The 20,993-nt window shown below is 58.1% G+C and carries 25 protein-coding genes and 1 pseudogene; 16 read left to right on the top strand and 10 right to left on the bottom strand.

What is annotated here, in order from left to right:
• Window positions 1–4: 4 nt before the first annotated feature.
• On the bottom strand, window positions 5–715 hold the full coding sequence (locus Q1A32_RS00130; protein ID WP_299647880.1) for an ABC transporter ATP-binding protein: 711 nt from the start codon (window positions 713–715) through the stop codon (window positions 5–7).
• Entirely contained in the window at window positions 712–1,218 is a 507-nt protein-coding gene (locus Q1A32_RS00125) for a hypothetical protein (protein ID WP_299647877.1), read from the bottom strand. The genes Q1A32_RS00130 and Q1A32_RS00125 overlap by 4 nt, the downstream gene beginning before the upstream one ends.
• A gap of 121 nt (window positions 1,219–1,339) precedes the next feature.
• On the opposite strand from Q1A32_RS00125, the gene adhP reads away from it, so the two are divergent.
• Entirely contained in the window at window positions 1,340–2,374 is a 1,035-nt protein-coding gene (gene adhP / locus Q1A32_RS00120) for an alcohol dehydrogenase AdhP (RefSeq protein WP_299647874.1), read from the top strand.
• A 101-nt stretch (window positions 2,375–2,475) separates the two neighbouring features.
• The gene (locus Q1A32_RS00115) at window positions 2,476–2,895 is read left to right on the top strand and encodes a cytochrome c (RefSeq protein WP_299647871.1); all 420 of its coding nucleotides are present in this window, start codon (window positions 2,476–2,478) and stop codon (window positions 2,893–2,895) included.
• A 4-nt stretch (window positions 2,896–2,899) separates the two neighbouring features.
• Here Q1A32_RS00115 and Q1A32_RS00110 read toward each other — a convergent pair whose 3' ends face one another.
• From Q1A32_RS00110 to Q1A32_RS00095, 4 genes are all read right to left on the bottom strand, one after another.
• Entirely contained in the window at window positions 2,900–3,229 is a 330-nt protein-coding gene (locus Q1A32_RS00110) for a TraR/DksA family transcriptional regulator (protein WP_299647868.1), read from the bottom strand.
• Window positions 3,230–3,244: 15 nt separating this feature from the next.
• Entirely contained in the window at window positions 3,245–3,457 is a 213-nt protein-coding gene (locus tag Q1A32_RS00105) for a DUF2892 domain-containing protein (protein WP_299610840.1), read from the bottom strand.
• Between the two features lie 18 nt (window positions 3,458–3,475).
• Window positions 3,476–3,880 carry a hypothetical protein gene (locus tag Q1A32_RS00100; protein WP_299647865.1) on the bottom strand — a complete coding sequence of 135 codons (405 nt, stop codon included), beginning with the start codon at window positions 3,878–3,880 and terminating at the stop codon, window positions 3,476–3,478.
• Window positions 3,881–3,974: 94 nt separating this feature from the next.
• Entirely contained in the window at window positions 3,975–5,012 is a 1,038-nt protein-coding gene (locus Q1A32_RS00095) for a sodium:calcium antiporter (RefSeq protein WP_299647862.1), read from the bottom strand.
• A 287-nt stretch (window positions 5,013–5,299) separates the two neighbouring features.
• On the opposite strand from Q1A32_RS00095, the gene Q1A32_RS00090 reads away from it, so the two are divergent.
• Window positions 5,300–6,301, top strand: a complete 1,002-nt coding sequence (locus Q1A32_RS00090) for a site-2 protease family protein (RefSeq protein WP_299647859.1) — start codon at window positions 5,300–5,302, stop codon at window positions 6,299–6,301.
• A 76-nt stretch (window positions 6,302–6,377) separates the two neighbouring features.
• Window positions 6,378–7,904: a PAS domain S-box protein gene (locus tag Q1A32_RS00085; protein WP_299647856.1), complete on the top strand. Its 1,527-nt coding sequence runs from the start codon at window positions 6,378–6,380 to the stop codon at window positions 7,902–7,904.
• On the opposite strand, the gene Q1A32_RS00080 is transcribed toward Q1A32_RS00085, so the two are convergent.
• Window positions 7,889–8,662, bottom strand: coding sequence for a response regulator (locus Q1A32_RS00080; protein ID WP_299647853.1), 774 nt, complete (start codon window positions 8,660–8,662; stop codon window positions 7,889–7,891). The two genes, Q1A32_RS00085 and Q1A32_RS00080, sit on opposite strands and share 16 nt — an antisense overlap.
• A 165-nt stretch (window positions 8,663–8,827) precedes the next feature.
• On the opposite strand from Q1A32_RS00080, the gene Q1A32_RS00075 reads away from it, so the two are divergent.
• On the top strand, window positions 8,828–9,499 hold the full coding sequence (locus tag Q1A32_RS00075; RefSeq protein ID WP_299610852.1) for a helix-turn-helix domain-containing protein: 672 nt from the start codon (window positions 8,828–8,830) through the stop codon (window positions 9,497–9,499).
• A 6-nt stretch (window positions 9,500–9,505) separates the two neighbouring features.
• On the opposite strand, the gene Q1A32_RS00070 is transcribed toward Q1A32_RS00075, so the two are convergent.
• Window positions 9,506–9,928, bottom strand: a complete 423-nt coding sequence (locus Q1A32_RS00070; RefSeq protein ID WP_299647850.1) for a DUF2267 domain-containing protein — start codon at window positions 9,926–9,928, stop codon at window positions 9,506–9,508.
• Window positions 9,929–9,944: 16 nt separating this feature from the next.
• Window positions 9,945–11,138, bottom strand: a complete 1,194-nt coding sequence (locus tag Q1A32_RS00065) for a hypothetical protein (RefSeq protein WP_299647847.1) — start codon at window positions 11,136–11,138, stop codon at window positions 9,945–9,947.
• A gap of 135 nt (window positions 11,139–11,273) precedes the next feature.
• On the opposite strand from Q1A32_RS00065, the gene Q1A32_RS00060 reads away from it, so the two are divergent.
• Window positions 11,274–11,744, top strand: a complete 471-nt coding sequence (locus tag Q1A32_RS00060) for an Hsp20/alpha crystallin family protein (RefSeq protein WP_299647844.1) — start codon at window positions 11,274–11,276, stop codon at window positions 11,742–11,744.
• A gap of 58 nt (window positions 11,745–11,802) precedes the next feature.
• A complete protein-coding gene (locus Q1A32_RS00055; protein WP_299647842.1) occupies window positions 11,803–12,642 on the top strand; it encodes a universal stress protein in 840 nt (279 codons plus the stop codon).
• Between the two features lie 262 nt (window positions 12,643–12,904).
• Here the strand turns inward: Q1A32_RS00055 and Q1A32_RS00050 are convergent, their stop codons facing one another.
• Window positions 12,905–13,924 (bottom strand): LacI family DNA-binding transcriptional regulator, encoded by a 1,020-nt coding sequence (locus Q1A32_RS00050; protein ID WP_299652693.1) that lies wholly within the window; start codon window positions 13,922–13,924, stop codon window positions 12,905–12,907.
• Between the two features lie 145 nt (window positions 13,925–14,069).
• On the opposite strand from Q1A32_RS00050, the gene Q1A32_RS00045 reads away from it, so the two are divergent.
• The 9 genes and pseudogenes from Q1A32_RS00045 to Q1A32_RS00005 form a co-directional block, all read left to right on the top strand.
• On the top strand, window positions 14,070–14,255 hold the full coding sequence (locus Q1A32_RS00045; protein WP_299610864.1) for a hypothetical protein: 186 nt from the start codon (window positions 14,070–14,072) through the stop codon (window positions 14,253–14,255).
• Window positions 14,256–14,277: 22 nt separating this feature from the next.
• The gene (locus tag Q1A32_RS00040) at window positions 14,278–15,426 is read left to right on the top strand and encodes a TRAP transporter substrate-binding protein (RefSeq protein ID WP_299610865.1); all 1,149 of its coding nucleotides are present in this window, start codon (window positions 14,278–14,280) and stop codon (window positions 15,424–15,426) included.
• A gap of 105 nt (window positions 15,427–15,531) precedes the next feature.
• Window positions 15,532–16,044: a TRAP transporter small permease gene (locus Q1A32_RS00035; protein ID WP_299647839.1), complete on the top strand. Its 513-nt coding sequence runs from the start codon at window positions 15,532–15,534 to the stop codon at window positions 16,042–16,044.
• A 10-nt stretch (window positions 16,045–16,054) separates the two neighbouring features.
• Window positions 16,055–17,383: a TRAP transporter large permease gene (locus Q1A32_RS00030; protein WP_299610869.1), complete on the top strand. Its 1,329-nt coding sequence runs from the start codon at window positions 16,055–16,057 to the stop codon at window positions 17,381–17,383.
• A 10-nt stretch (window positions 17,384–17,393) separates the two neighbouring features.
• Entirely contained in the window at window positions 17,394–18,701 is a 1,308-nt protein-coding gene (gene hisD / locus Q1A32_RS00025) for a histidinol dehydrogenase (RefSeq protein WP_299647836.1), read from the top strand.
• Window positions 18,694–19,455, top strand: coding sequence for an SDR family NAD(P)-dependent oxidoreductase (locus Q1A32_RS00020; protein WP_299647833.1), 762 nt, complete (start codon window positions 18,694–18,696; stop codon window positions 19,453–19,455). The genes hisD and Q1A32_RS00020 overlap by 8 nt, the downstream gene beginning before the upstream one ends.
• Window positions 19,452–20,432 carry an alcohol dehydrogenase catalytic domain-containing protein gene (locus tag Q1A32_RS00015; protein ID WP_299647830.1) on the top strand — a complete coding sequence of 327 codons (981 nt, stop codon included), beginning with the start codon at window positions 19,452–19,454 and terminating at the stop codon, window positions 20,430–20,432. The genes Q1A32_RS00020 and Q1A32_RS00015 overlap by 4 nt, the downstream gene beginning before the upstream one ends.
• A gap of 30 nt (window positions 20,433–20,462) precedes the next feature.
• Window positions 20,463–20,879 (top strand): universal stress protein, encoded by a 417-nt coding sequence (locus tag Q1A32_RS00010; RefSeq protein WP_299647827.1) that lies wholly within the window; start codon window positions 20,463–20,465, stop codon window positions 20,877–20,879.
• A gap of 37 nt (window positions 20,880–20,916) precedes the next feature.
• Window positions 20,917–20,993, top strand: a pseudogene (locus Q1A32_RS00005) (sulfopyruvate decarboxylase subunit alpha); the annotation flags it as partial.

Below are 20,993 nucleotides of genomic sequence, written 5' to 3'. Positions count from 1 at the left end.
CCACTCACCACGCGATTTCGGCCGGTTCGAGCCGCGTTTCGTTGATGTCGATGTTCGCGATCTTGCCGTCCTGAAACCAGATCACGCGGTGGGCCATCTTACGGATCTCGGCGGCGTGGGTGATGACAACCGTTGAGGTGCCAAGCTCCTCGTTCACCTGCTTGAGCACTTCGAGCACCTGAATGCCAGTTTTGCTGTCGAGCGCGCCGGTGGGCTCATCACATAGCAGGATTTCAGGGCGTTTCGCCACAGCGCGGGCGATGGCGACGCGTTGCTGTTCGCCGCCCGACAGCTGGGCTGGAAAGTGGTCCATTCGGTGGGCAAGGCCGACACGGTCCAACGCCTCTTCGGGGCGCATGGGGTTACGGGCCACATCGGTGACAAGCTGGACGTTCTCGCGTGCCGACAGGCTGGGTACAAGGTTATAGAACTGAAAGACAAAGCCGACATGGTCGCGCCGGTACTGGGTCAGCCCCCTGTCGCGCAGGTTGGTCAGTTCCAGATCGCGAAACCAGACCCGGCCTTCGGTAGCGTGATCCAGACCCCCAAGGATGTTCAGAAGCGTTGACTTGCCGCTGCCCGATGGGCCGAGCAACACCGTCAACTCACCTGCATAGAGATCAAGGTCGACGCCATCGAGTGCATAGACCTTAACCTCGCCGGTGTCGTAGACTTTGGTCAGGCCTGCGGTGCGAAACACCCTGTCGGCCTTCATGCGGCACCGATGGATGCACCGGGTGCCATGGCCGTGGCAAAGCGAGTGATTTGCCGCGTCATCTCTTCTGTGCCGACGAATTTGCTTTGGATACTCACATGCGCGACCAAGGGGCGCCCAAGTACCGCTTCAGCGGTCTGGGCGTATTTGACCTGCTCCACTGATCTGCCACACGTTGTCAGCAACCCAACCGGAATGCTGGTACCGGCAAGCGTTTCCAAGACGCTGCGACCGGGTGGCGCAAGTTGATCTGCCCAAATCGGCCCGGCCACAACGATCCAAGGACGTTTTGCCGGTACAACATATCCGGTGCGCAGTCGCGGGGCATTGGAGCGCCCTACATCCCAGATCGCGCGACACATCCACAGCAGGGGCACCCGGTAGCGATTAACCTCGATCGGCACGATCTCGGCCCCGGTGATCTGCGCGAATGCCTCGGCGGCGCGGCGGGTGTTCCCTGATTTTGAGTACCAATAGATGGCGGGACGTGGGGTGTCAGACATGGTTCCGGCTCCTTTCGGCCCCGGTTTACTGCCGCCAGCAGATCCAGGATTGAGCAATGTCAATTTGACCGGCCAATCGTCATGGCAAGCAAAAGCCATATCAACCGCAAGGAGCCAAGATATGCCAGACGCGCTGCCAAAGACCATGAAAGCCGCCGTCGTGACCGAGCTGGGCAAACCGCTCGATATCCGCGAGCTGCCCGTGCCGAAAATCGGTCCGCGCGATGTTCTGGTGCGCGTGCGCGCGTCGGGTGTGTGTCATACCGATCTGCACGCGGCGATGGGCGATTGGCCGGTCAAGCCGGTGGCTCCGTTCATCCCCGGCCACGAGGGTGTGGGCGAAGTCGCAGCACTGGGGCGGGACGTCACCCATCTGAAAGAGGGCGACCGCGTGGGTGTCCCGTGGCTGCATAGCGCCTGCGGCAGGTGCGAGCATTGTTCAGGCGGGTGGGAAACCCTGTGCGAGAGCCAGCAGAATACGGGCTATTCCGTCGATGGCGGCTATGCCGAATTTGTGCGTGCGGACGCGGATTACGTCGGTGCGTTGCCGGACAGGCTAGAGTTTGGCCCTGCGTCACCGGTGCTGTGCGCAGGCGTCACAGTCTACAAGGGCCTGAAAGAGACTGAGGTGCGTCCAGGCCAGTGGGTCGCGATCAGTGGGATTGGCGGGCTGGGTCACATGGCGGTGCAATACGCCAAGGCGATGGGGATTCATGTCGTGGCCGTCGATGTCGCTGACGACAAGCTGGCGCTGGCCAAGGCGCTGGGCGCGGACGTGACGATCAATGCGACCACCACCGACCCGGTCAAGGAGGTAACGGACCATCTGGGCGGCGTGCACGGCGCGCTTGTGACCGCCGTCAGCACACAGGCGTTTGCGCAGGCCACCGGCATGCTGCGGCGCCATGGCACGATGAGCCTTGTGGGCTTGCCGCCGGGCTCTTTTCCCTTGCCGATCTTTGACGTCGTTTTGAAGCGGCTCACCATCCGCGGCTCAATCGTGGGGACACGTCTGGACCTGGCAGAGTCGCTCAGCATCGCGGCGGATGGGCTTGTCGCGACACATTTCGAGTGGGACAGGCTCGAGAATATCAACGCGATCTTCAACCAAATGAAAGCCGGGCAGATCACTGGACGAATTGTCTTGGAAATATGATGTGCATGGGCGTGAGGTGTCATCTATGTGATTTGATATCCATCAAGTTCACGGCCCTCTGCACTCGCTATGGTCAGGGAAACAACAAAGGCGAGCATGCAATGACATCCCACTCCAATCTCTTCACGAGCCTTGTGGCAGCGGCGTTGCTGACCGCCTGCGCCCCCGATACGCGCGACCCCGATATCAGCGTCGAACGAGGCAAGCAGCTATATGACCAGAAATGTGCGGCCTGTCATGGCGCGGATGCTGTGGGGGCGGGTCCGGAATCACTTGGCCTTGGGACACCGCCACCGGATTTGACGACGCTCAAGGCTCAAAACCGCGGCATCTTCCCGCAGAACTTTGTGATGAGTGTGATCGACGGGTTCGATCGGCGCGATCACCTCAATTCGGTCATGCCAGAGTTTGGAAACGAAGACCTTGGGCCAAACGTGCAGGTCGAAGATGGGGGCGTCTCAACTCCCATCCCCTCAGACCTGATTGCGTTGTCCGCCTATCTGGAAAGCATCCAGCGCTGATTTTTCAGGTGCTGGCCGCTTGCGCGCAGTCGCGGCAGACAACGGCATAAAGCACAGCCCGCAGGCGCGCATCGGAAATCGGGTCGCCGCATTTCTGGCAGGTGCCATAGGTCCCGTCAGCAATGCGCCCGAGCGCATCGTGCAACAGCGCTGTCTCCTTCTGAGCCACCAGGCCGACTCCTTCAAGCACCTCGTCATCTTCGAGATCTACGGCCTGTTCCCCGAGGTCCTTGGACTTCGGAAGGTCAAGTTCGGTTTCGATGTCTGACAGGCGCGCGCCCAGTTCATTCAGGCGCGCGTCGATCAGGGTTTTGTATGTGGCAAGATCCGGCATCCGTTTCCCCGCCTTTCACGTCTTGCAGGTTGAAATGCCAACCACGCGGTAAAGTGGACAGAAGCGGATGAAAGCTGTGGCGATCAGAACCACACCAACTCCCATCGAAACATATGCCGCTAATCCGCTGTCCCAGATGGGCGGAATATTTCCCAGCGGTGCCATAATCAGTATCAAGCCAATCAAGGCTCTGATCAGTCGATCGGCGCGTCCCAAATTCGCTATCATTGTGGTTCCCCTTTTTGGTCAGTGAATACGCGGTATCGCCTCGGGTGAAACGACAGCCAACAGTGTCTGGAGACGTGAACTGAAGGCGATATAGAACAGATCCCGGAACGCGGGATTGTCGTGTATCAAAGCGCGACAGGTTTCGAGGCTCATGCTCAGAAGTCGGAGGTCTTGCGCGACGCAAATGTATGACTTTTCGATGTCCGATTTCAGGACAAGGGTGGGACCACAGATATGCGCGGCAAACCCGGATCTGGATGCGGTGCGCACCGCACCGGACAGGACGATGGCCAAATCGGCCCGGTCATGTAACCGCATCGGGTGACCTCTGGTGATCGTATCCGTCATGACGCATCCGTGCTGTTCCAGACCGCAACCCACGAGATAGCCCAGCTCGTCACTGATAAGATTTTCCCCCAGCATAGTGCTCCATTCCGCTCTTTTTTCTGCTTTTGACAAACCTAGCGCGTCCCTGCGCGTGCCCCTTGAGATTTGTCAAAGTGGATGGGCCGCGTATTCAGCGCAGCTGGTAGTAGACAAAAAGACTTGCAGCAAAGCTGATGAGGACAAGCACGGAGTCGACGCCTACAGCGCCGACCTTGGGCTTGCGTCGGATCAATAGCCCCGTAAGGAAAATCGCCGTGACAACAATGGCAAACCCAAGCGACGCGATCACCATGGGCGCATCTGTTCTCAGGATCGGACCGTCGCGGAACAGGATGTCCGCGGGAAAGACCAAGACCAGCATGATGAGGTTGCTGCCAAATATGTTGGAAATGGCCAGCGTATAGGCCCCCATGCGAACGGCCGTGATGCTGGTGGTCAGTTCGGGCAACGAGGTCGCAGCGGCCAACAGGGTCACACCCACAAAGCTGGTGCCAAGCCCGGTTTGCACAGCAAGCCGTTCCGCGCTGATGACAAGCAGGAAGCCAAAAACGAGGATCGCTCCGCAGGCGATCAATGCCTGAGTGATGAGGTTCGGTGTGGAGGCATCCGCCAATCCGGTGGGGGCCGGGAAGGGCAGGGGATCCGGATCAGGCAGATCGACCGGCACCCAATCGTTGGCCCCGTCATAGGTTCGCAGCAGCCACAAGGCCCCAGCATAGACCAGCGCGATGATGACAGAGCCGATGCCGACGCCTCCGAAAGACAGCGGTTCGCCCAGCATCAGAACCACGATTACGACGCCAAGCATCAGCACCAGAAGCGTCGCTTCAAGTGCGTGGTTGGCTTTGCGCGGATAGTTCGTGATTGCCCCGTGCGCCCAGAAATCCGACATCGCAAGGATCGCGGTTTGCAACGCGATGCCGCCGAACAGGTTGTTCAACACCAGCGCGCGGGCCTCTTGCACGGCGGCGGTCAGGGTGGTGGCAATCTCGGGCAACGACGTAGCCGTGGACAGAAACACAAGACCGACCACTGATTTGGCGAGCTTCATCCGGTCCGACAGGGCGTCAGCCAGATAGGCCAGACGCGCGCCTGCCACCCAGACGGAAAAGGCGCTGATGGCAAAAGTGGCAAAAGTCAGCGCGAGCGTACCGGTCAGGTGTTCCATGCCGTCCGCTTACGCCTGCGGGCAGAGCATGTGCTGATATTTCTCAATTCGCCCCGCAGCGCATCCGGGTTGAGCGAAATCAATGGCGCTGGTTGAGCCGGGTTTATCGTTGGGGAAAAAGGACGGTCGCCATGTTTTCAAACGCCCGAACCATCGTCACCCTTTTTGGATTTGATATAAGGATTGATCCAAGTTGGGGCCTGATCGCTGCCTTGATTACATGGAGCTTGTGTCAACATACCTTTCCCGCTGCCCTGCCGGGTTTGTCGCAGTGGAGTTATGCAGCAATGGCCGTTCTGGCGATGTTGTTGTTCTTCGCGTCACTGGTGGGGCATGAACTGGCGCACGCCGTGACAGCCCGTCGGTTTGGAGTGGAGACACGGCATATCACGCTGTTTTTGTTTGGTGGCGTTGCTGAACTGGCTCAAGAGCCGACAAAGGCTGTGCACGAACTCTGGATCGCCGCCGCGGGCCCGGCAATGAGCTTCGGTCTCGCATTTACCTTTTGGACATTGGCGGGTGCGGGTGCGGTCCTTGTCGGCGCCGGGCCGGTGGTCGCAGTGTTGAACTATCTGGCTTTGATCAATCTGATCCTCGCGCTGTTCAATCTGCTCCCTGCCTTTCCGCTTGATGGTGGGCGTATCCTGCGTGCTTGGCTGTGGCGGCGTAGCGGTGACATGCTGGCCGCAACGGAAACAGCGGCGCGCGCTGGCACGATCCTTGCCTATGGGCTTATGGGATTGGGTCTGCTTGGGTTGTTTCAGGGCGCGATGGTCAGCGGGTTCTGGCAAATCCTCATCGGGGTTTTCGTTTTGGCGGCCGCGCGCAGCAGTGTCGATGCACAGCGGACCAAGTCCCTATTGGGCGACCGGACGGTCGGCCAACTGATGACTGCAGAGACTGTGATCGTGGATCCCAAGGCGACCCTTTCCGCTTTGGTCAATCAGGTGATATTGGCGAAGCGGATCGGCTTTGTGCCAGTGGTCGACGCAGGTGTGCTTCTGGGCCATATCGATACAGGTGTCTTGTCGAGCATCGACCGCGAAAATTGGGCCAACACAACGGTGGGCGACATCTTCGTTGATCTGGACCCCAACAATTGCGTCCCACCGGACCTTCCGGTCTTGGAGCTATTTGAACGCATCGCGCAAACCGGGCAGCGCAAATTTATGGTTGTCGAAGGCCGGCGGCTGCTTGGTGTTATTACGCTATCTGATTTGACCCGGCATCTTGGCTTGCTCGCCAGCCTCGGCAAGCAGGCCGGGACAAATACGGCGGCGCATGTCTGACGGTCTTGCCTTGACCCAGATCATGTCGGTTTGTTCAACTTGGTTCAAAGTCGCATGAGGCAATTGGGAAAAATTCGTGGATCACAGCCAGGATACAGCTCTGTTGACAGCCCTGATGGAGGCCGCGGCCGATGCGATCATTGTGGCCGACGACCATGGTCTGATGCAACGAACCAACCCCGCAGCGGATCGGTTGTTTGGGTACGATGAAGGCACGCTCATTGGGCAAAGCGTCAACGTGTTGATGCCAAAGGTTTTGGCCGATTTACACGATGGCTTCATGTCCCATCATCTCAAAACAGGAGAGAAGCGGATCATCGGTATCGGTCGTGATGTCGAAGGGCAGCGAAAAGACGGCACGGTGTTTCCGTTGCATTTGTCAGTTGGTCGCGCGGATATCGCTGGCACGCCAATGTTCATCGGCATCCTGCACAACCTCACCGCACGCCGCGCTGCGCAAGAGGCCCTCGCACGGTCACAACGGCTGGATGCGGTGGGTCAACTGACCGGCGGAATTGCCCATGATTTCAACAACCTTCTCACCGTCATCATCGGCAACCTCGAGCTGTTGCAGATGCGGGGCGTGGACGAGCGACAGACCGATCTAATTGATGATGCATTGGCGTCGGCTGAATTGGGCGCTGATCTGACCTCTCGCCTGCTGGTGTTCGCGCGCAAGGGTGATTTGAAGCCCACGCGCGTCGATTTGCGCCAACAGTGCCGCGATGCACTTGCGATCCTTCGGCGCACCATCGGAGAGCGGTACACCATCCGTACCGAGTTCGCCAAAACGCTGAGTGCGGTGATGGTTGATCCGGTGCAGCTACAATCTGCGCTGATCAACCTTGCCTTGAACGCGCGGGACGCAATGCCAAACGGTGGTGAGTTTCTGATCTCGGTCGCGGATGTGAGAATCGACGACGAATACATGGCGCAGGAAACCGATATCGAACCCGGGGACTACGTCCGGTTGTTCATCAGTGACGATGGCGAAGGCATGAGCATCGATGCGCAGCGCCGCGCGTTCGAACCCTTCTTTACCACCAAGGCCGATAAGGGTGGCACAGGCCTTGGGCTGGCGATGGTGTACGGTTTTGTCCGACAGTCCGGTGGGCACATCACGCTCTACAGCGAACTGGGGCACGGCACGAGTTTCGGCCTGTACTTTCCAGCACTAAAAAATACGAATGCGGCGAAAGGAAAACTGAGTGGTGCAGAGGCAAGCGACATGCCGTTTGGGACCGGGCAAGTTGTTCTGGTTGTGGAGGACAATCCGCGTGTGCGCAGGCTGTCGATAGAACGGGTACGTGATCTGGGCTACAAAACCGAAGAGGCCGAAAATGGTGACGAGGCCTTTGCTTTGCTGTCTGCCGGGGCGCAAGTGGATCTGGTGTTCTCCGATCTGGTCATGCCTGGCACGCTCAACGGTTACGATCTCGCGGCAAAAGTTCGACAAGAATTTCCCCACATCAAGATCTTGCTGACCTCGGGTTATGCGAGCGACGTGATCAGCGGCAAGATGGGCGGCAGCGCGGACGATCGGATATTGCACAAACCCTATCGGCAGTCGGAACTGGCCGAACGGCTTCAGGCGCTTTTGTGAAGTGTGTCATGTTCGGACTGGCAGTCCACGTCGCAGGCGAAGGTGTAGCCAACGCCACGCACGGTTTTGATAATCCGGGGGTCTGACGGATTGCGCTCGATCTTCTTGCGCAAGCGGGCGACCTGATTGTCGATGGTGCGGTCCAGAGGCGTCCAGGAAATGCCGCCCGTCAGATCCATAAGCTGATCGCGCGACAGCACCCGTTTCGGCCGTTCCAGAAACACCTTCAGCAAGTTGAAATCGCCCGTGGTCAGCGCGCAATCCTTCCCGGTGCGGTCGATTACTTGCATGCGATCCGGCACCGCCATCATGCCGTCAAAGCAATACTTGGCACTGTCGCGCGTGTCCTGCACCGGTTCGATGGACTGTTGCGCGTCATTCGTTGCAAACTGATGCCGCCGCAGGACCGCACGAATGCGTGCAATGACCTCGCGCACATGGAATGGTTTCGCAATGTAGTCATCCGCGCCAATCTCGAGGCCGACAACACGGTCGATCACATCGTCTTTGCCGGTGACCATGACAATTGGCACGGTCGATATCTTGCGAATGTCCCGTGCCAGATCGAGACCGCTTTCGGCGCCCAGGTTTATATCTAACGTGACGAGGCTGAGGTCATTGTTTTGCACAAAGCCGAGTGTAGAGGCTGCGTCGCCCGCCTCAAGCACATCAAAACCATCATCCTCCAGCACGTTGCGCAAAAGCGCTCGGACTTTCAGATCGTCTTCGACAACCAGTATGGACAGCGGTTGGCTCACCTTTCGCTCCGTACCCGTGGCGCGGTTGCGCCTGCTTCCCCTCGAACGCGCACGTGGTGGCCGAGGTTGCTGTTACAAATTGATACAAATCTCACTCACCCAACCGTACGTCAGATTACACAGCGCGTCCAACAAGGTCCTGGCAAAAACAGGGGGACCACACACATGTACATTACGCTGTCAGCGGAAAATCGCCCCGACACCAGTCTTTTGGCGCAAGACAAGGGGCATCGCACGTCGCCGCGCACATTGCTCAAGAAAGGCAAGCACCTTTATCGCGAGGGGGATGAAGTCGAACGTATCTACCAGGTTGAAACCGGCGTTGTGCGCCTGACCCGAATGCTCGAAGACGGTCGGCGGCAAGTCATCGCGTTTGGCTACCCTGGCGACATTATCGGGTTTCCTGCGGACGGGTGCCACCATACCGACTGCGAAGCGCTGGTCGATACGACGTTGCAGGCCTATAACCGCGCGGCGCTGGATCATGGGAATGGCGATCCAGATTTGCATATGGCGTTGTTGCATGCAGCGCTGAGAGAAATCAGCGCGATGCAGGACCACGTCATGATGCTCGGACGGAAATCGGCCGCAGAAAAGGTTGCGTCGTTCCTGAATGTGATCACCCAACGGTACGGCGAAGATCTGGGTGTTTATCGCCAGATCGACCTGCCGATGAGCCGCAGCGACATCGCAGATTTCCTTGGACTGACCACTGAAACCGTCAGCCGAGCCTTCACTGCGTTGCGCCTGTCCGGCGTGATTGCCTTGGACGGCGCGCAAACGATCATCGTCATGCAGCCTGCCATGTTGCAAGACCTGTCTCGGGGCAGCAATTAAGCCCAATCAGGGCGCCGTCCAATATGCGCGTATGTCTTGTGGAAGGCAGGCGCGCATATCTTCGACCTCACCCCGGCTGATGCGCGCATTCAGCAGGTCAAACACGTATTTGGTATCCTCTGGGCCGCGGAATTCGGACGTGTCCTGCATTTCGGTGATCACGTGTTTTTGGAACACCAGCGCCGTTTTGGGCACCAGTTTGGGCTGCCAGCCCTCGAACATGACACCGCGCACCAACAGCGGCAACTGTGCTGAAAACTGGGCCATCTCGTCCTGAGGCACCCGATCACGCAAGATTTGCAGCACCGTACGCAGCAATCGCAGCGCACTGCGTTTGGAAGAATACCCCACGCGTTCCGCCAGTTCATTGATCCATTCATGGGTCAGATGCACGGTTTGATCGATCACTTCGAGACCTTGATTGGACATAGTCGCTCTCCTCTATTCAGGTTGTAACGTCATCGCGGTCAGCGGGCCGCATATCTGCGTCTAAGGCAGGATCGATATCGGGGATAAGCGCAAGGAAAACCGCATGGGTCATGGCGCCGACACCCAGCAGAACCAGGGTGTAGTTCGCCACCCATCCGACAAAGGGGATGAAGTTCATCAACGCCACGCAAATGATAGCTGTCGCAAAGACCATCAACCGTGTGAGTATTGCCGGGTCCATCTCGCCCCCAAGGCCGGTCCAAAGCCGCATCGCAACGGCATAGGCACCAAGCGCATAGGCCAGCGTCCAGACTGCCACGATGCCCAATAGGGCGATGGGAACGAAGGGCAGGCCAATGATTGTCAGTCCAATGACCGGAATTGCGCCAAACAGGATCGACAAGCCCACCACACCTTGCAGCAATGTCCGCCCCGGCGCGGAGCCGATGGATTTGCGCAACCAGGACACTTGTTTCGGAGCAAATCCCAAAGTGATTGCACCCAAGAGGACAAAGAACAGCAGGGTGACGACGAATCCAAAGAAGACCGATGCGAAGGTCGGGAAACCGGGCATGTCCCCAATTCCTTCCCATGCACCCCGCAATCCATCGCGCGTCAACGGCTCAAAAGCGACACGGGCGGCCGGGGCCACGCGCGCTGGCACGTCAATGCGTGCCTCGGTGGTGTATATCAGACGCCCAGACACCACCGCCTCGGGTCCAAAGCGCAGTGAGCGGGCTACAATGCGCGTGTCGCCTGCGACCGGGGCGTTCAGTAAGACATCGCGCCCCGTCACAGACAAAGCACCGTCGACCGGTCCATCAACAACCACCGTTGCACCGGCCAGCCGGGTGTTTCCAGCAACGCGCGACATGGCCTCAGTTCGAACGGTGAAGCCGGCTGCGGACAGATCCTTGCCAATGGTGCTCTTGAGGGTAACGGTTGCGCCTGCCGCATAGGCATCTTCGTCCACGTCGATATCAATGACGACGTCAAACCCGGACGCGTGGAAATCACCCTCCGCATGTCCCAAAACAGTTGTGGAGCGTCCCGCAACAAAGACGTCGCCGCTTGCATCAAGGGTTTGCGTCACCGTTTCACCCGCGACGAATGTGTCGCCGCCATGCTCGGACAATCTGGGTTCTGAGACTGCAGGCGCTGCGGCCAGCGCTGCCATCGCGCTTACGACCAATAGGAAATTCTGACGCATCTCAACCGCTCCATTGCTGCGCCAATTTCGTAACGCAGAATCCGAAGTCGGAATTGATAACGATCAATCGGTTGTGAGGTGGATTTGTTAGATCATCATAATCCAAAACCCAAATCACCCAAAGGGAGGCTCACAATGTCGAACTCCAATCTTACCGGACCCAATACCAGTTTGTACCAGCCCTTCTTTCAGTCGTTTCAAAGGGAAATGGCGCAGATGCTGGATCATCTACGCGGTACGTCGGTCCTGCAACCGACCGAGGACAGTGGCCCACTGACCCCAGCCATTGATGTGGCTGAAACTGAAACGGGTCTGGAAATCACCGCCGACGTGCCGGGTGTAAACGCAGAAGACCTTGATGCATCGGTCCATGGTGACACGCTGGTCATCAAGGGCGAGAAAAGCGCGGATCGTGAAGCAAAAGACAAGGATTACCACCTTGTGGAGCGCCGCTATGGCAGTTTTCGTCGACATATCCCATTGGGATTTGTCCCCGAAAATGGCGCGGTGAAAGCGGAATTTTCCAACGGCGTTCTGACCCTCCGGATTGACAGACCGGAGACCGCTCCGACGGGCGTTCAGAAAATCGAAATCGGCGCATCGTGACCGATGGATCCCGGCGCAATACGCGCCGGGACAAAAATGTAAGTCTGGAGGGGACCCGATGGAACCGAAAACAATTCTTGTCTGTCTGACAACTGAGGAACACGCCGCGACGCTGATGAAAGTGGCCGTTCCTCTGGCACGGCGCACAGGAGCACACCTGATCGGCCTGCACACGCTTGAAGCACTCGAGGTCTATCCCGGCATCGCGATACACGTGCCCGACAACGCCTTTAAGTTCTTCAATGACAGTCAAAAGGCGAAGGCGAGCGAGATAAAAAAGATATTCGACGCACATACACATGCCGAAGGGTTTGTCAGCGAGTTTCGTCTTGTTCAGGCGCAATCGAATACAGCATCAGAACGGATGATCGAAAGCGCTCGCGCGGCCGATCTGGTGATCATGGCGCACGAAGACAAGGAAGTGGACCGGTACGACCAGCGGCGGGTGCAGGCCGAGGTCGTCCGCCAAAGTGGGCGCCCCGTCATCGTGGTCCCACTCAACTACGACGGTCCAGAGATTGGCAATAAGGTCCTGTTGGGCTGGAGCGATACACGCGAGGCGGCTCGTGCAGCCCATGATATGCTTGGCGTCACAGTGCCAGATGCGGAAATTGTTGTGCTACGCGTCAAAGGCAGGGACATGGACGAGATGCAGGATGCCGACATGCTCGACCTGACGTCCGCCTTGTCACGCCACGGGCGCAAGGTGGAATTGCGACATCTCAATCAAGCGGGCCAGGCCATTGCTGAGGTGTTGATGGAGTGTGCATTTGAGCAAGGCGCTGATCTGGTTGTCACTGGCGCGTTTGGGCATTCAAACGCCTATGATTTCGTGGTTGGTGCGACAAGCAAGGCTCTGTTGCGCAACGCGCGATTGCCGGTGTTGCTGTGCAAATAGTGGCGCGCCTCGATTGAAGGGTTGCTTGGCCAGCTTTGGCCCGTTCTCCAACCGAGGGAACAGCCGATGCGCGTGCCACGCTCACACCTGTGTGCCCGGTGGCAGTCCGCCGCGCCAGGTACTAGTGGTATGAAGAACGCGTTCTCTCGCCGGTGAAGCTATGTCGGTGCAGCCGAGCGATGCTCCGACAACAAACACAACACGGTCGAAGCTCGTAGATAAAGGTCAACCATCGTGCTTCTACTGGATCGCAGAAAAGCCATCAATTAAGTGACTTCAGCGAACCGCGCAGCTTCAGTGAGCTTTCCAGCTGTTCCGAAACACCAACGCTTTTCTGCTCCACCATTCTGACCAGTTCGGCTGCCGCTCTGCGTCCCATCTCGCGGTGGGGAACGTGCACTGTTGTCAACGCAGGCGTTAGGATGCGTGCCAGTTCGATATCATCGAAACCGGTGATCGAGATGTCGTCTGGCACCGACAAGTTGAGTTCGCGCGCGCGGCGCATTGCACCTGCCGCGAGCACATCATTTCCACACATCACGACACTTGGAGAAGCCGGTGATTGCATCAGCTGATCAAACGCCTTGGCCCCGGACTCGATCTCGTATGAGGTCTCGATGACGGGCATACTGCTCGGGTCCAGACCGTTTTCGACCAATGCGTCCTTTATGCCCTGCAATCGTCCGTCTGCGCGATCGTTCCCCTCAACGATACCGGAAATCACAGCAACTTTTTGATGCCCCATCGATATGACCGTGTTTGCCAGCGCGCGCATTGACGCGCGATTGTCGAAGCCGATGCAGGCTTGATCGCTGTTTGGCGCGAAGGCCCAGGCGATCAGTGCGGGGATCGAACGTTGGTGCAGATAGGCATAGAGTTCAGGATCGCGCGCATATCCGATCAACAAAAGACCATCTGCGCCGCGTGCAACAAGTGAGCGCACTTGTTCTGCTTCGATCTCCGGCCGGTAGGCGGTGCTGGATACAAGCAACGTATAGCCCCGTGTGTGCAACTCTTCCTGAAAGGCCTGCAAGCCGCGGGCGAAAATCGCGTTTTCCATGGTCGGGATAATGGCACCGATCGTAAACGTACGCTTGGCGGCCATCACACGTGCGCCGAAATTGGGTGTGTATCCCAGCTGTTCGACTGCACTCATGACTTTGTTGCGGGTGCGTTCAATCACCTGTTCCGGAGAATTCAAGCAGCGCGATACCGTTGCAGTGGACACACCTGCCTTCCTTGCAACATCATCAAGCGTTGGAACATTTCGGGCTCGCGCCATTTCATTGACCTGCAGTGGCTTTAAGCTTCCTTGAACAGAATATTTCAAAAAGTCAAAGAGTTCACTGGAAATGTAAGCGCTTGCACGAATCAAATGTAAGCGCTTACACTGATCGCAGAACCACAACCGCTACGGATATCCGTCCATGTTTCTTGCTGCTTCCCTGATCGTCTTTGTCGTCTATTTCGCCAACGTCGCTCTGGGGGCGTTCGCAGGAAGCGCTTTTCTGGGCGACGTTGGCGAGATGCTGGTTCTGTTTGCTGCGTCGATCCTTTTTGTCGTCGCCATTCTTCAAAAAGAAGCTGACCGAAAAAACAAAGACGGCAGTTAAAGGCTTTCTGGGAGGAAATCTTATGGACAAAGACCGCAAGGAAATTGCGTCGGCAACACGCCGGAATTTTTTGAAACTGACTGCGACCGGTGGTTTCACCGCGGCAATGGTTGCCGGTGCCGGAGGCATGCTTTGGTCATCGCAAGCTGCCGCACAAACTGCCAACGAAGAGCGTGACCGCGAAAAGGCCGCCGAGCACGTAATGACCATCGCCACGGCCTATGTGCTTGGTGCATCGCGCAGCTATCCGATCATGCAGCTTGATCTCAAGGAAAACATCCAGAACGCCACCAACGGCAAGGTCTATGTTAAGCTGGCACCGGGCGGGCAACTTGGCGCAGGCGGATCACTGGTGCAAAAAGTGCAGGGCGGCACCATCCAGGCGGCGCAACACTCGCTGTCGAACTTTGCGCCCTTCGCATCGACCGTCGATCTGATCAACATGCCCTATCTGTGCGGATCGAACCAACGGTTCACCAATCTTGTTACCTCGGATTTCTGGAACAGCGAAGTGCATCCCAAGGTAGAGGCCAACGGGTTCAAGGCGCTGTTCTACGTCAACATCGATCCGCGTGTCGTTGCGGTGCGCAAAGGCGGGGCAGGTGCCGTGCTGAGCCCGAGCGATCTGTCCGGAGTGAAGTTCCGCGTCCCCGGTTCCAAGATGCTGCAGCAATACTATCGCATGGTCGGCGCGAACCCGACACCTGTAGCCTGGGGTGAGACACCTTCCGCCATCAAACAGGGTGTGGCCGATGCGCTCGATCCATCTGTCGGCGCGCTCTTCGTCTTTGGCTTCAAGGATATCCTCAGCCACGTGACGTTCACTCAGGCCGTACCGGACAGCCAAGTCTATTCCTGTAATCTGGAATGGTTCAATTCGATGCCTGCCGACGTGCAGGAAGGTATCATGTGGGGCTCGGAAATGACCGCGCACCAGAACCTGTCCAAGGTCCCGTCGGCGCGCGCCTATGCGATGTCCGAATTGGCCAAGGCGGGTGTTGAATTCCATAGCCTGAGCGACGACCAGCTTGGTGAATGGAAGGACGCAGGGGGCTATCAGCGCCCTGAGTGGGACGAGTTCAAGACTGAACTGGCCGGGTCCATGGACGCCTTTGACAAGATGGAAGAGGCCGCAAGCACACAAGGCAAATACTACGTGCACGACGCGTAATTGCCGAAGCGGGCGTGCCTGTGCGCGCCCGCCACGTTTCCCGCCGCAGCATGATCCTGTCGCGTCCGCGCGCTCGGTCTGCTTGGCAACCCAGCAGGTTCAGACATGGATATTTTGCGCCGAATTGATCGCGATGCCGAAAGGTGGTTGCTTCTGGTCTTTTACGTCATGCTCGTCATCACGATGGCCATCGAAGTGCTGCGACGTGAAATATTCTCGTTTTCTTCGATCTGGGGCGAAGAGATCGTTCGCTACTCCTTCATTTATCTCGCATGGATCGGGGCCGCTGCTGCGGTAAAGGAACGTGCCCACATCCGCATTGATGTGCTGATGCACTACCTTGGGCCCCGTCCCAAAGCGCTGCTATATATCTTTGGCGATCTGGTGATGTTCGTGGTCGCGCTCATCGCCCTGTATTGGTCCTACGAAGCTGTGCATGTGTCCGCCAAGTTTGGTTCGGTCACGGATGGGCTGCGCATTTCAAAAGTCTGGTTCCTCATGGCTGTGCCGCTGGGCTTTGCCCTGATCGTCTTGCGGTTGATTCAGTCGTACCTGCGCGATGTCCACTCCCTCAGAACGGGCAAGCCCGTTTTCGAGGGTGACAAGCTGTTTGATTGAGGGCCGCGCTATGCTTTGGAACACAGTAAATCAAACGGTCGAACTGGGCTGGGATTTCTATCTGCCCGTGATCATGTTCGTGGCTCTGATCGCGCTGGCCGTGCCTGTGTGGGCGGCCATCGGTGCGTCCGCCATCCTTATGCTGATGATGTCGGGTGATCTGCCGCTCAGCCTGGTCGGCGAAAGCCTGTTTGCTGGCATCGATGCCTTTGCCCTGACCGCGGTGCCGCTTTTTATCCTGACCGGCGATGTGCTTGTCCGAACCGGTCTATCCCGCAAATTCCTTGATGTTGCAGAGGCGTTGACCTGTTTTACCAAGGGTGGCTTCGGATCGGCCACCGTATTGGTCTGCGGCATGTTTGCAGCGATTTCAGGGTCGGATGCTGCCGGTGCGGCGGCCGTCGGGCGCATGACCATATCCCGGCTGGTCGAAAGCGGTTATCCCCGCCCATATGCATGTGCCCTGGTGGCGGCGGGGGCATGTACGGGCATTCTCATTCCCCCATCTATTGCTTACATCATCATCGGTCTGGTGTTGGGCATATCCGCTTCGACGCTGTTCCTCGCGGCGTTAATCCCAGGTGTGGCCATTCTGCTGTCCATCCTGATCACCAACCTAATAGTGAACCGCATCTATGCTTATGAGGGCGGTGGCCAGATGACCCTCAGCGAATGGCTGGGCAACCTCGGGCGGTCGCTGAAATCCGGCTGGTACGCGTTCATTGTGCCCGGGATCATCTTCTACGGCATCTTTTCGGGCCGATTGACCCCGACCGAAGCGGGGGCCACTGCAGTCGTCGTGACCATCATCATGGGCTTTGTTCTGCGCACACTAAGCCTTGCAGATTTCCCTGCAATGCTGGTCAGTTCCGCCAAGGTGAACGGGGTGATCCTGCCCATCATTGCCTTTTCTGCCCCTCTTGCGGAGGCTCTGGCGATCATGGGCGTTCCCCAAGGGTTTGTGACCTCCGTAACCAGCCTCACGAATGAGCCTTGGTTGCTGATCCTGTTGATGATCGGGATACTGATCGCGGCAGGCTGCGTCATGGAGACGACGCCGAACATCGTGATCCTTGCGCCGATCCTGAAACCGCTCGCGGACAACATCGGCATGAACGAGATTCAGTTCTGCATCATGATGATCACCGCCCTGGGCGTCGGGTTCATCACCCCTCCACTTGGGCTCAACCTGTTTGTGGTGTCAGGTATCACCGGCGAATCCATCCTCAAGATTGCCGCCCGCGCGGTGCCCTTCGTTCTATGCATGTTCCTGGTGGTTTTGCTGATCGCCTATGTGCCAGCAATCTCGACCACCTTCCTGCCAGAAATCTACAAGTAGGACCTTAGAAATGTCTCGTGAATACCTGAAGAAAGCGACTTTGACGGCGAAGTCTGATGCGTCCGAAGTGCATGAAACCGTCAAGACAATCCTCGCCGATATCGAGGCGGGTGGTGATGCCAAGGCCATGGAATACGCCGCCAAGTTTGATCGCTATGATGGCAATGTGATGCTGACAGCGCAAGAAATCGAAGCGGCCGCTGCGCTGGTGCCCGAAAAGCTCAAGGCTGACATCCGGTTTGCCCATGCCAACGTAAAGCGTTTTGCCGAGGCTCAGAAAGCAACCGTATCGGATGTCGAGGTTGAGATCGTTCCGGGTATGATTGCGGGTCAAAAGGCGATCCCTGTCGATGCCGCAGGGTGCTATGTGCCGGGGGGGCGGTACAGCCACATTGCCAGCGCCATCATGACGGTAACCACGGCCAAGGTGGCTGGATGCCATCATATCACCGCCTGTTCCCCGCCGCGGCCGGGCGTCGGCGTTGCTCCGGCCATCATCTACGCGGCCAACCTGTGTGGCGCAGACAAGATTATGGCGCTGGGGGGCGTGCAGGGGGTTGCGGCAATGACCTTTGGCCTTTTTGGTCTGCCAAAGGCCAACATCCTTGTGGGGCCGGGCAATCAGTTCGTGGCCGAAGCCAAGCGCATCTTGTTTGGCCGTGTGGGCATCGACATGATTGCCGGACCAACCGACAGCTTGATACTGGCCGATGCTACCGCGGACGCGCATATCGTCGCCACCGACTTGGTGAGCCAGGCCGAACACGGCTACAACTCGCCCGTCTGGCTTGTGACGGATGACCGCGTGTTGGCGGAGAAGGTCATGGCGATGGTGCCAGACCTGATCGATGATCTGCCCGAGGTGAACCGCGAGAATGCAGCCGCGGCCTGGCGCGACTATGCCGAGGTTATCGTCTGTGCCGATCGCGAAGAGATGGCAGCGTGTTCAGATGATTACGCGCCCGAGCATCTGACCGTGCAGGCCGAGGATCTGAACTGGTGGCTTGATCGCCTCACCTGCTACGGTTCGCTGTTCCTCGGCGAAGAGACCACCGTGTCCTACGGCGACAAGGCAACCGGTACAAACCATGTGCTGCCCACATCGGGTGCGGCCAATTACACGGGCGGCCTTTCGGTCCACAAGTATATGAAAATCGTCACGTGGCAGCGCGCCACCCGAGATGGTGCCAAGGCCGTTGCCGAGGCGACCGCCCGCATCTCGCGTCTTGAGGGGATGGAAGGGCACGCCCGCGCCGCAGATGTACGCCTTGCCAAGTATTTCCCGGACGAAGAGTTCGATCTGACCGCAAATGGCTGACCCGCGCGATCTTTTTGACCTGACAGGCCGGGTGGCGTGCGTCACCGGTGCAAGCTCTGGCCTTGGGCGTCGTGCCGCAGTTACGTTGGCGCGGGCGGGTGCCAGCGTCGTTGGCGTGGCTCGACGTGCCGAAGAGCTGGAGACACTGAAGCACGAGATTGGAGCACAAGCGGACTTCGTCGTTGCGGATATCGCAGAGCGCGAAAAAGTTTCAGCGCTCGCAAAGGCCATCAGCGCGCCTTTCGGTGCACCGGATATTGTCGTTCATGCAGCAGGCATCAATACGCGCCAAGCGGCCGATGATGTGACAGCAGAGGGCTGGGACACAACGTTGGCGTTAAACATGACAGCACCTTTCTTCCTAAGTCAGGCCTTGGTGCCAGCGATGAAAGCCAAAGGTTGGGGGCGTATCGTCAATTTCGCGTCGCTTCAGACGACGCGCGCGTTTCCCGGAGGTATTGCCTATGGAACGACTAAGGCTGGTATTGCGCAGATGACCCGCGCAATGGCCGAGGCATGGTCGCCCTATGGTATTAGCGCAAACGCCATTGGACCGGGTTTTTTCCCCACAGAACTGACGCAGGCCGTTTTTTCCGATGCCGAGCGGTCTCAGCGAAACGCCCTGCAAACCTGCATACAGCGAAACGGACAACTTGAAGACATTGATGGCCCAATTCTGTTTTTGTGTTCGGACGCGTCCGGGTATGTCACCGGACAAACACTCATGGTTGACGGAGGGTTCACCGCCAAATGAAAGCGCTGGTATATGAGGGTGTCGAAACACTGGGATTACGTGATCTGCCAGATCCAGTGGCAGACGCGGGACAGTCGCTGGTGCGTATTGCCGCGTCCGGGATCTGCGGGTCCGATATGCACGCATATCTGGGGCATGACGAACGGCGACCGGCCCCGTTGATCCTTGGCCACGAGGCCGCGGGCGTGATCGAAGGCGGGGCGCGGGATGGAACGCGGGTCACGATCAATCCTTTGGTCAGTTGTGGGCAGTGCACTGCCTGTGCATCGGGTCGCGAAAACCTGTGCCCGGACCGCTTGATTATTTCGATGCCACCGCGCGAGGGCGCCTTTGCCCAATACGTGGCGATGCGGGACGAAAACCTGGTCGTTGTTCCGGATCACGTTCCGCTGGAAAAGGCTGCGCTGGCCGAACCTCTGGCCGTCAGTTGGCATTCCGTGCGGCTTGGTTTGGCGGCCCACGACCGCGCGCTTGGACAGACCGCCCTGGTGATAGGTGGGGGCGCTATCGGTCTTGCGGCCGCGCTGGCGCTCAAGGCGCAGGGCATCGACGATGTGACAATCGTCGAGCCAAATGCGACCCGGCGCGCATACCTTTCCGACGTATGTGGCGCACAGGCCATCGCCGCCGCGACTGACGACTATGCGATCGTAATCGACGCCGTCGGATATGCTGCGACGCGCGCCATGGCCTCCGCGCTTTGCAGCCCAGGTGGCGTGATCGTTCACATCGGGTTGGGCGAAGATACAGGGGGGCTGGATGTTCGCCGCATGACCCTTCAGGAGATCACGTTTATCGGCACGTACACCTATACACGTCAGGATTTCCGGGACACCTGTGCTGCCATCTTCGCCGGATCATTTGGGGCGCTCAACTGGATTGAACGCCGTGGTCTGGATGAAGGGCCACAAGCGTTTCGCGATCTGAGGGCGGGCACTGTCGCCGCGCCGAAGATCGTCCTTGATCCGTGGGCATAGAACCCGCCGCCAATTGGATGGAGACACCGTATGTATAAGAAAATTCTGGTTCCGATGGCACTGGACCATGGTGTGTCGAACCACACGCTCGAAATTGCCAATGCGCTGCGGGCCGCGGATGGCTCAGTCATTGCGCTGCACGTGCATGAAGCGCCGCAAGGGTCCGTCAGCGCCTATCTCGACGAAGAAACGGTTCTGGCAGGCTTTGAAAAGGCTCGGGACGATCTTGCAGACAAACTGTCCGGCCAACCTGACATAGAGCCCGTGATCGTCAAAGGGCACTCTGCGCGCACAATCATCGATTACGCGGATGCCAATGGTGTCGATTGTATTGTGATCGGATCGCACAAACCCGGCCTCAGCGACTATTTTCTAGGGTCCACCGCGGCCCGTGTCGTCCGCCATGCTGGCTGCGCCGTGCATGTACATCGCACCCCATCCCAATGATACGACATCCCACATTTCAGAAAGGTCCTCTCGAAACATGAACATCGACAAGAAGATAACGGATGATTTGGTTGCGAACGACATTTCGTTTGTGACGACGGTTCCGTGCAAGCA

Source organism: uncultured Tateyamaria sp. (assembly GCF_947503415.1).
GTDB lineage: Bacteria > Pseudomonadota > Alphaproteobacteria > Rhodobacterales > Rhodobacteraceae > Tateyamaria.
This window is presented reverse-complemented; position numbering and strand designations above follow the sequence as displayed.

Bases quoted from the DNA above. Each gene is read 5' to 3' on its own strand.
- Q1A32_RS00130 (WP_299647880.1), bottom strand. From the start codon at position 715: ATGAAGGCCGACAGGGTGTTTCGCACCGCAGGCCTGACCAAAGTCTAC.
- Q1A32_RS00125 (WP_299647877.1), bottom strand. From the start codon at position 1,218: ATGTCTGACACCCCACGTCCCGCCATCTATTGGTACTCAAAATCAGGG.
- adhP (WP_299647874.1), top strand. From the start codon at position 1,340: ATGCCAGACGCGCTGCCAAAGACCATGAAAGCCGCCGTCGTGACCGAG.
- Q1A32_RS00115 (WP_299647871.1), top strand. From the start codon at position 2,476: ATGACATCCCACTCCAATCTCTTCACGAGCCTTGTGGCAGCGGCGTTG.
- Q1A32_RS00110 (WP_299647868.1), bottom strand. From the start codon at position 3,229: ATGCCGGATCTTGCCACATACAAAACCCTGATCGACGCGCGCCTGAAT.
- Q1A32_RS00105 (WP_299610840.1), bottom strand. From the start codon at position 3,457: ATGATAGCGAATTTGGGACGCGCCGATCGACTGATCAGAGCCTTGATT.
- Q1A32_RS00100 (WP_299647865.1), bottom strand. From the start codon at position 3,880: ATGCTGGGGGAAAATCTTATCAGTGACGAGCTGGGCTATCTCGTGGGT.
- Q1A32_RS00095 (WP_299647862.1), bottom strand. From the start codon at position 5,012: ATGGAACACCTGACCGGTACGCTCGCGCTGACTTTTGCCACTTTTGCC.
- Q1A32_RS00090 (WP_299647859.1), top strand. From the start codon at position 5,300: ATGGCCGTTCTGGCGATGTTGTTGTTCTTCGCGTCACTGGTGGGGCAT.
- Q1A32_RS00075 (WP_299610852.1), top strand. From the start codon at position 8,828: ATGTACATTACGCTGTCAGCGGAAAATCGCCCCGACACCAGTCTTTTG.
- Q1A32_RS00070 (WP_299647850.1), bottom strand. From the start codon at position 9,928: ATGTCCAATCAAGGTCTCGAAGTGATCGATCAAACCGTGCATCTGACC.
- Q1A32_RS00065 (WP_299647847.1), bottom strand. From the start codon at position 11,138: ATGCGTCAGAATTTCCTATTGGTCGTAAGCGCGATGGCAGCGCTGGCC.
- Q1A32_RS00060 (WP_299647844.1), top strand. From the start codon at position 11,274: ATGTCGAACTCCAATCTTACCGGACCCAATACCAGTTTGTACCAGCCC.
- Q1A32_RS00055 (WP_299647842.1), top strand. From the start codon at position 11,803: ATGGAACCGAAAACAATTCTTGTCTGTCTGACAACTGAGGAACACGCC.
- Q1A32_RS00050 (WP_299652693.1), bottom strand. From the start codon at position 13,924: ATGGCGCGAGCCCGAAATGTTCCAACGCTTGATGATGTTGCAAGGAAG.
- Q1A32_RS00045 (WP_299610864.1), top strand. From the start codon at position 14,070: ATGTTTCTTGCTGCTTCCCTGATCGTCTTTGTCGTCTATTTCGCCAAC.
- Q1A32_RS00040 (WP_299610865.1), top strand. From the start codon at position 14,278: ATGGACAAAGACCGCAAGGAAATTGCGTCGGCAACACGCCGGAATTTT.
- Q1A32_RS00035 (WP_299647839.1), top strand. From the start codon at position 15,532: ATGGATATTTTGCGCCGAATTGATCGCGATGCCGAAAGGTGGTTGCTT.
- Q1A32_RS00030 (WP_299610869.1), top strand. From the start codon at position 16,055: ATGCTTTGGAACACAGTAAATCAAACGGTCGAACTGGGCTGGGATTTC.
- hisD (WP_299647836.1), top strand. From the start codon at position 17,394: ATGTCTCGTGAATACCTGAAGAAAGCGACTTTGACGGCGAAGTCTGAT.
- Q1A32_RS00020 (WP_299647833.1), top strand. From the start codon at position 18,694: ATGGCTGACCCGCGCGATCTTTTTGACCTGACAGGCCGGGTGGCGTGC.
- Q1A32_RS00015 (WP_299647830.1), top strand. From the start codon at position 19,452: ATGAAAGCGCTGGTATATGAGGGTGTCGAAACACTGGGATTACGTGAT.
- Q1A32_RS00010 (WP_299647827.1), top strand. From the start codon at position 20,463: ATGTATAAGAAAATTCTGGTTCCGATGGCACTGGACCATGGTGTGTCG.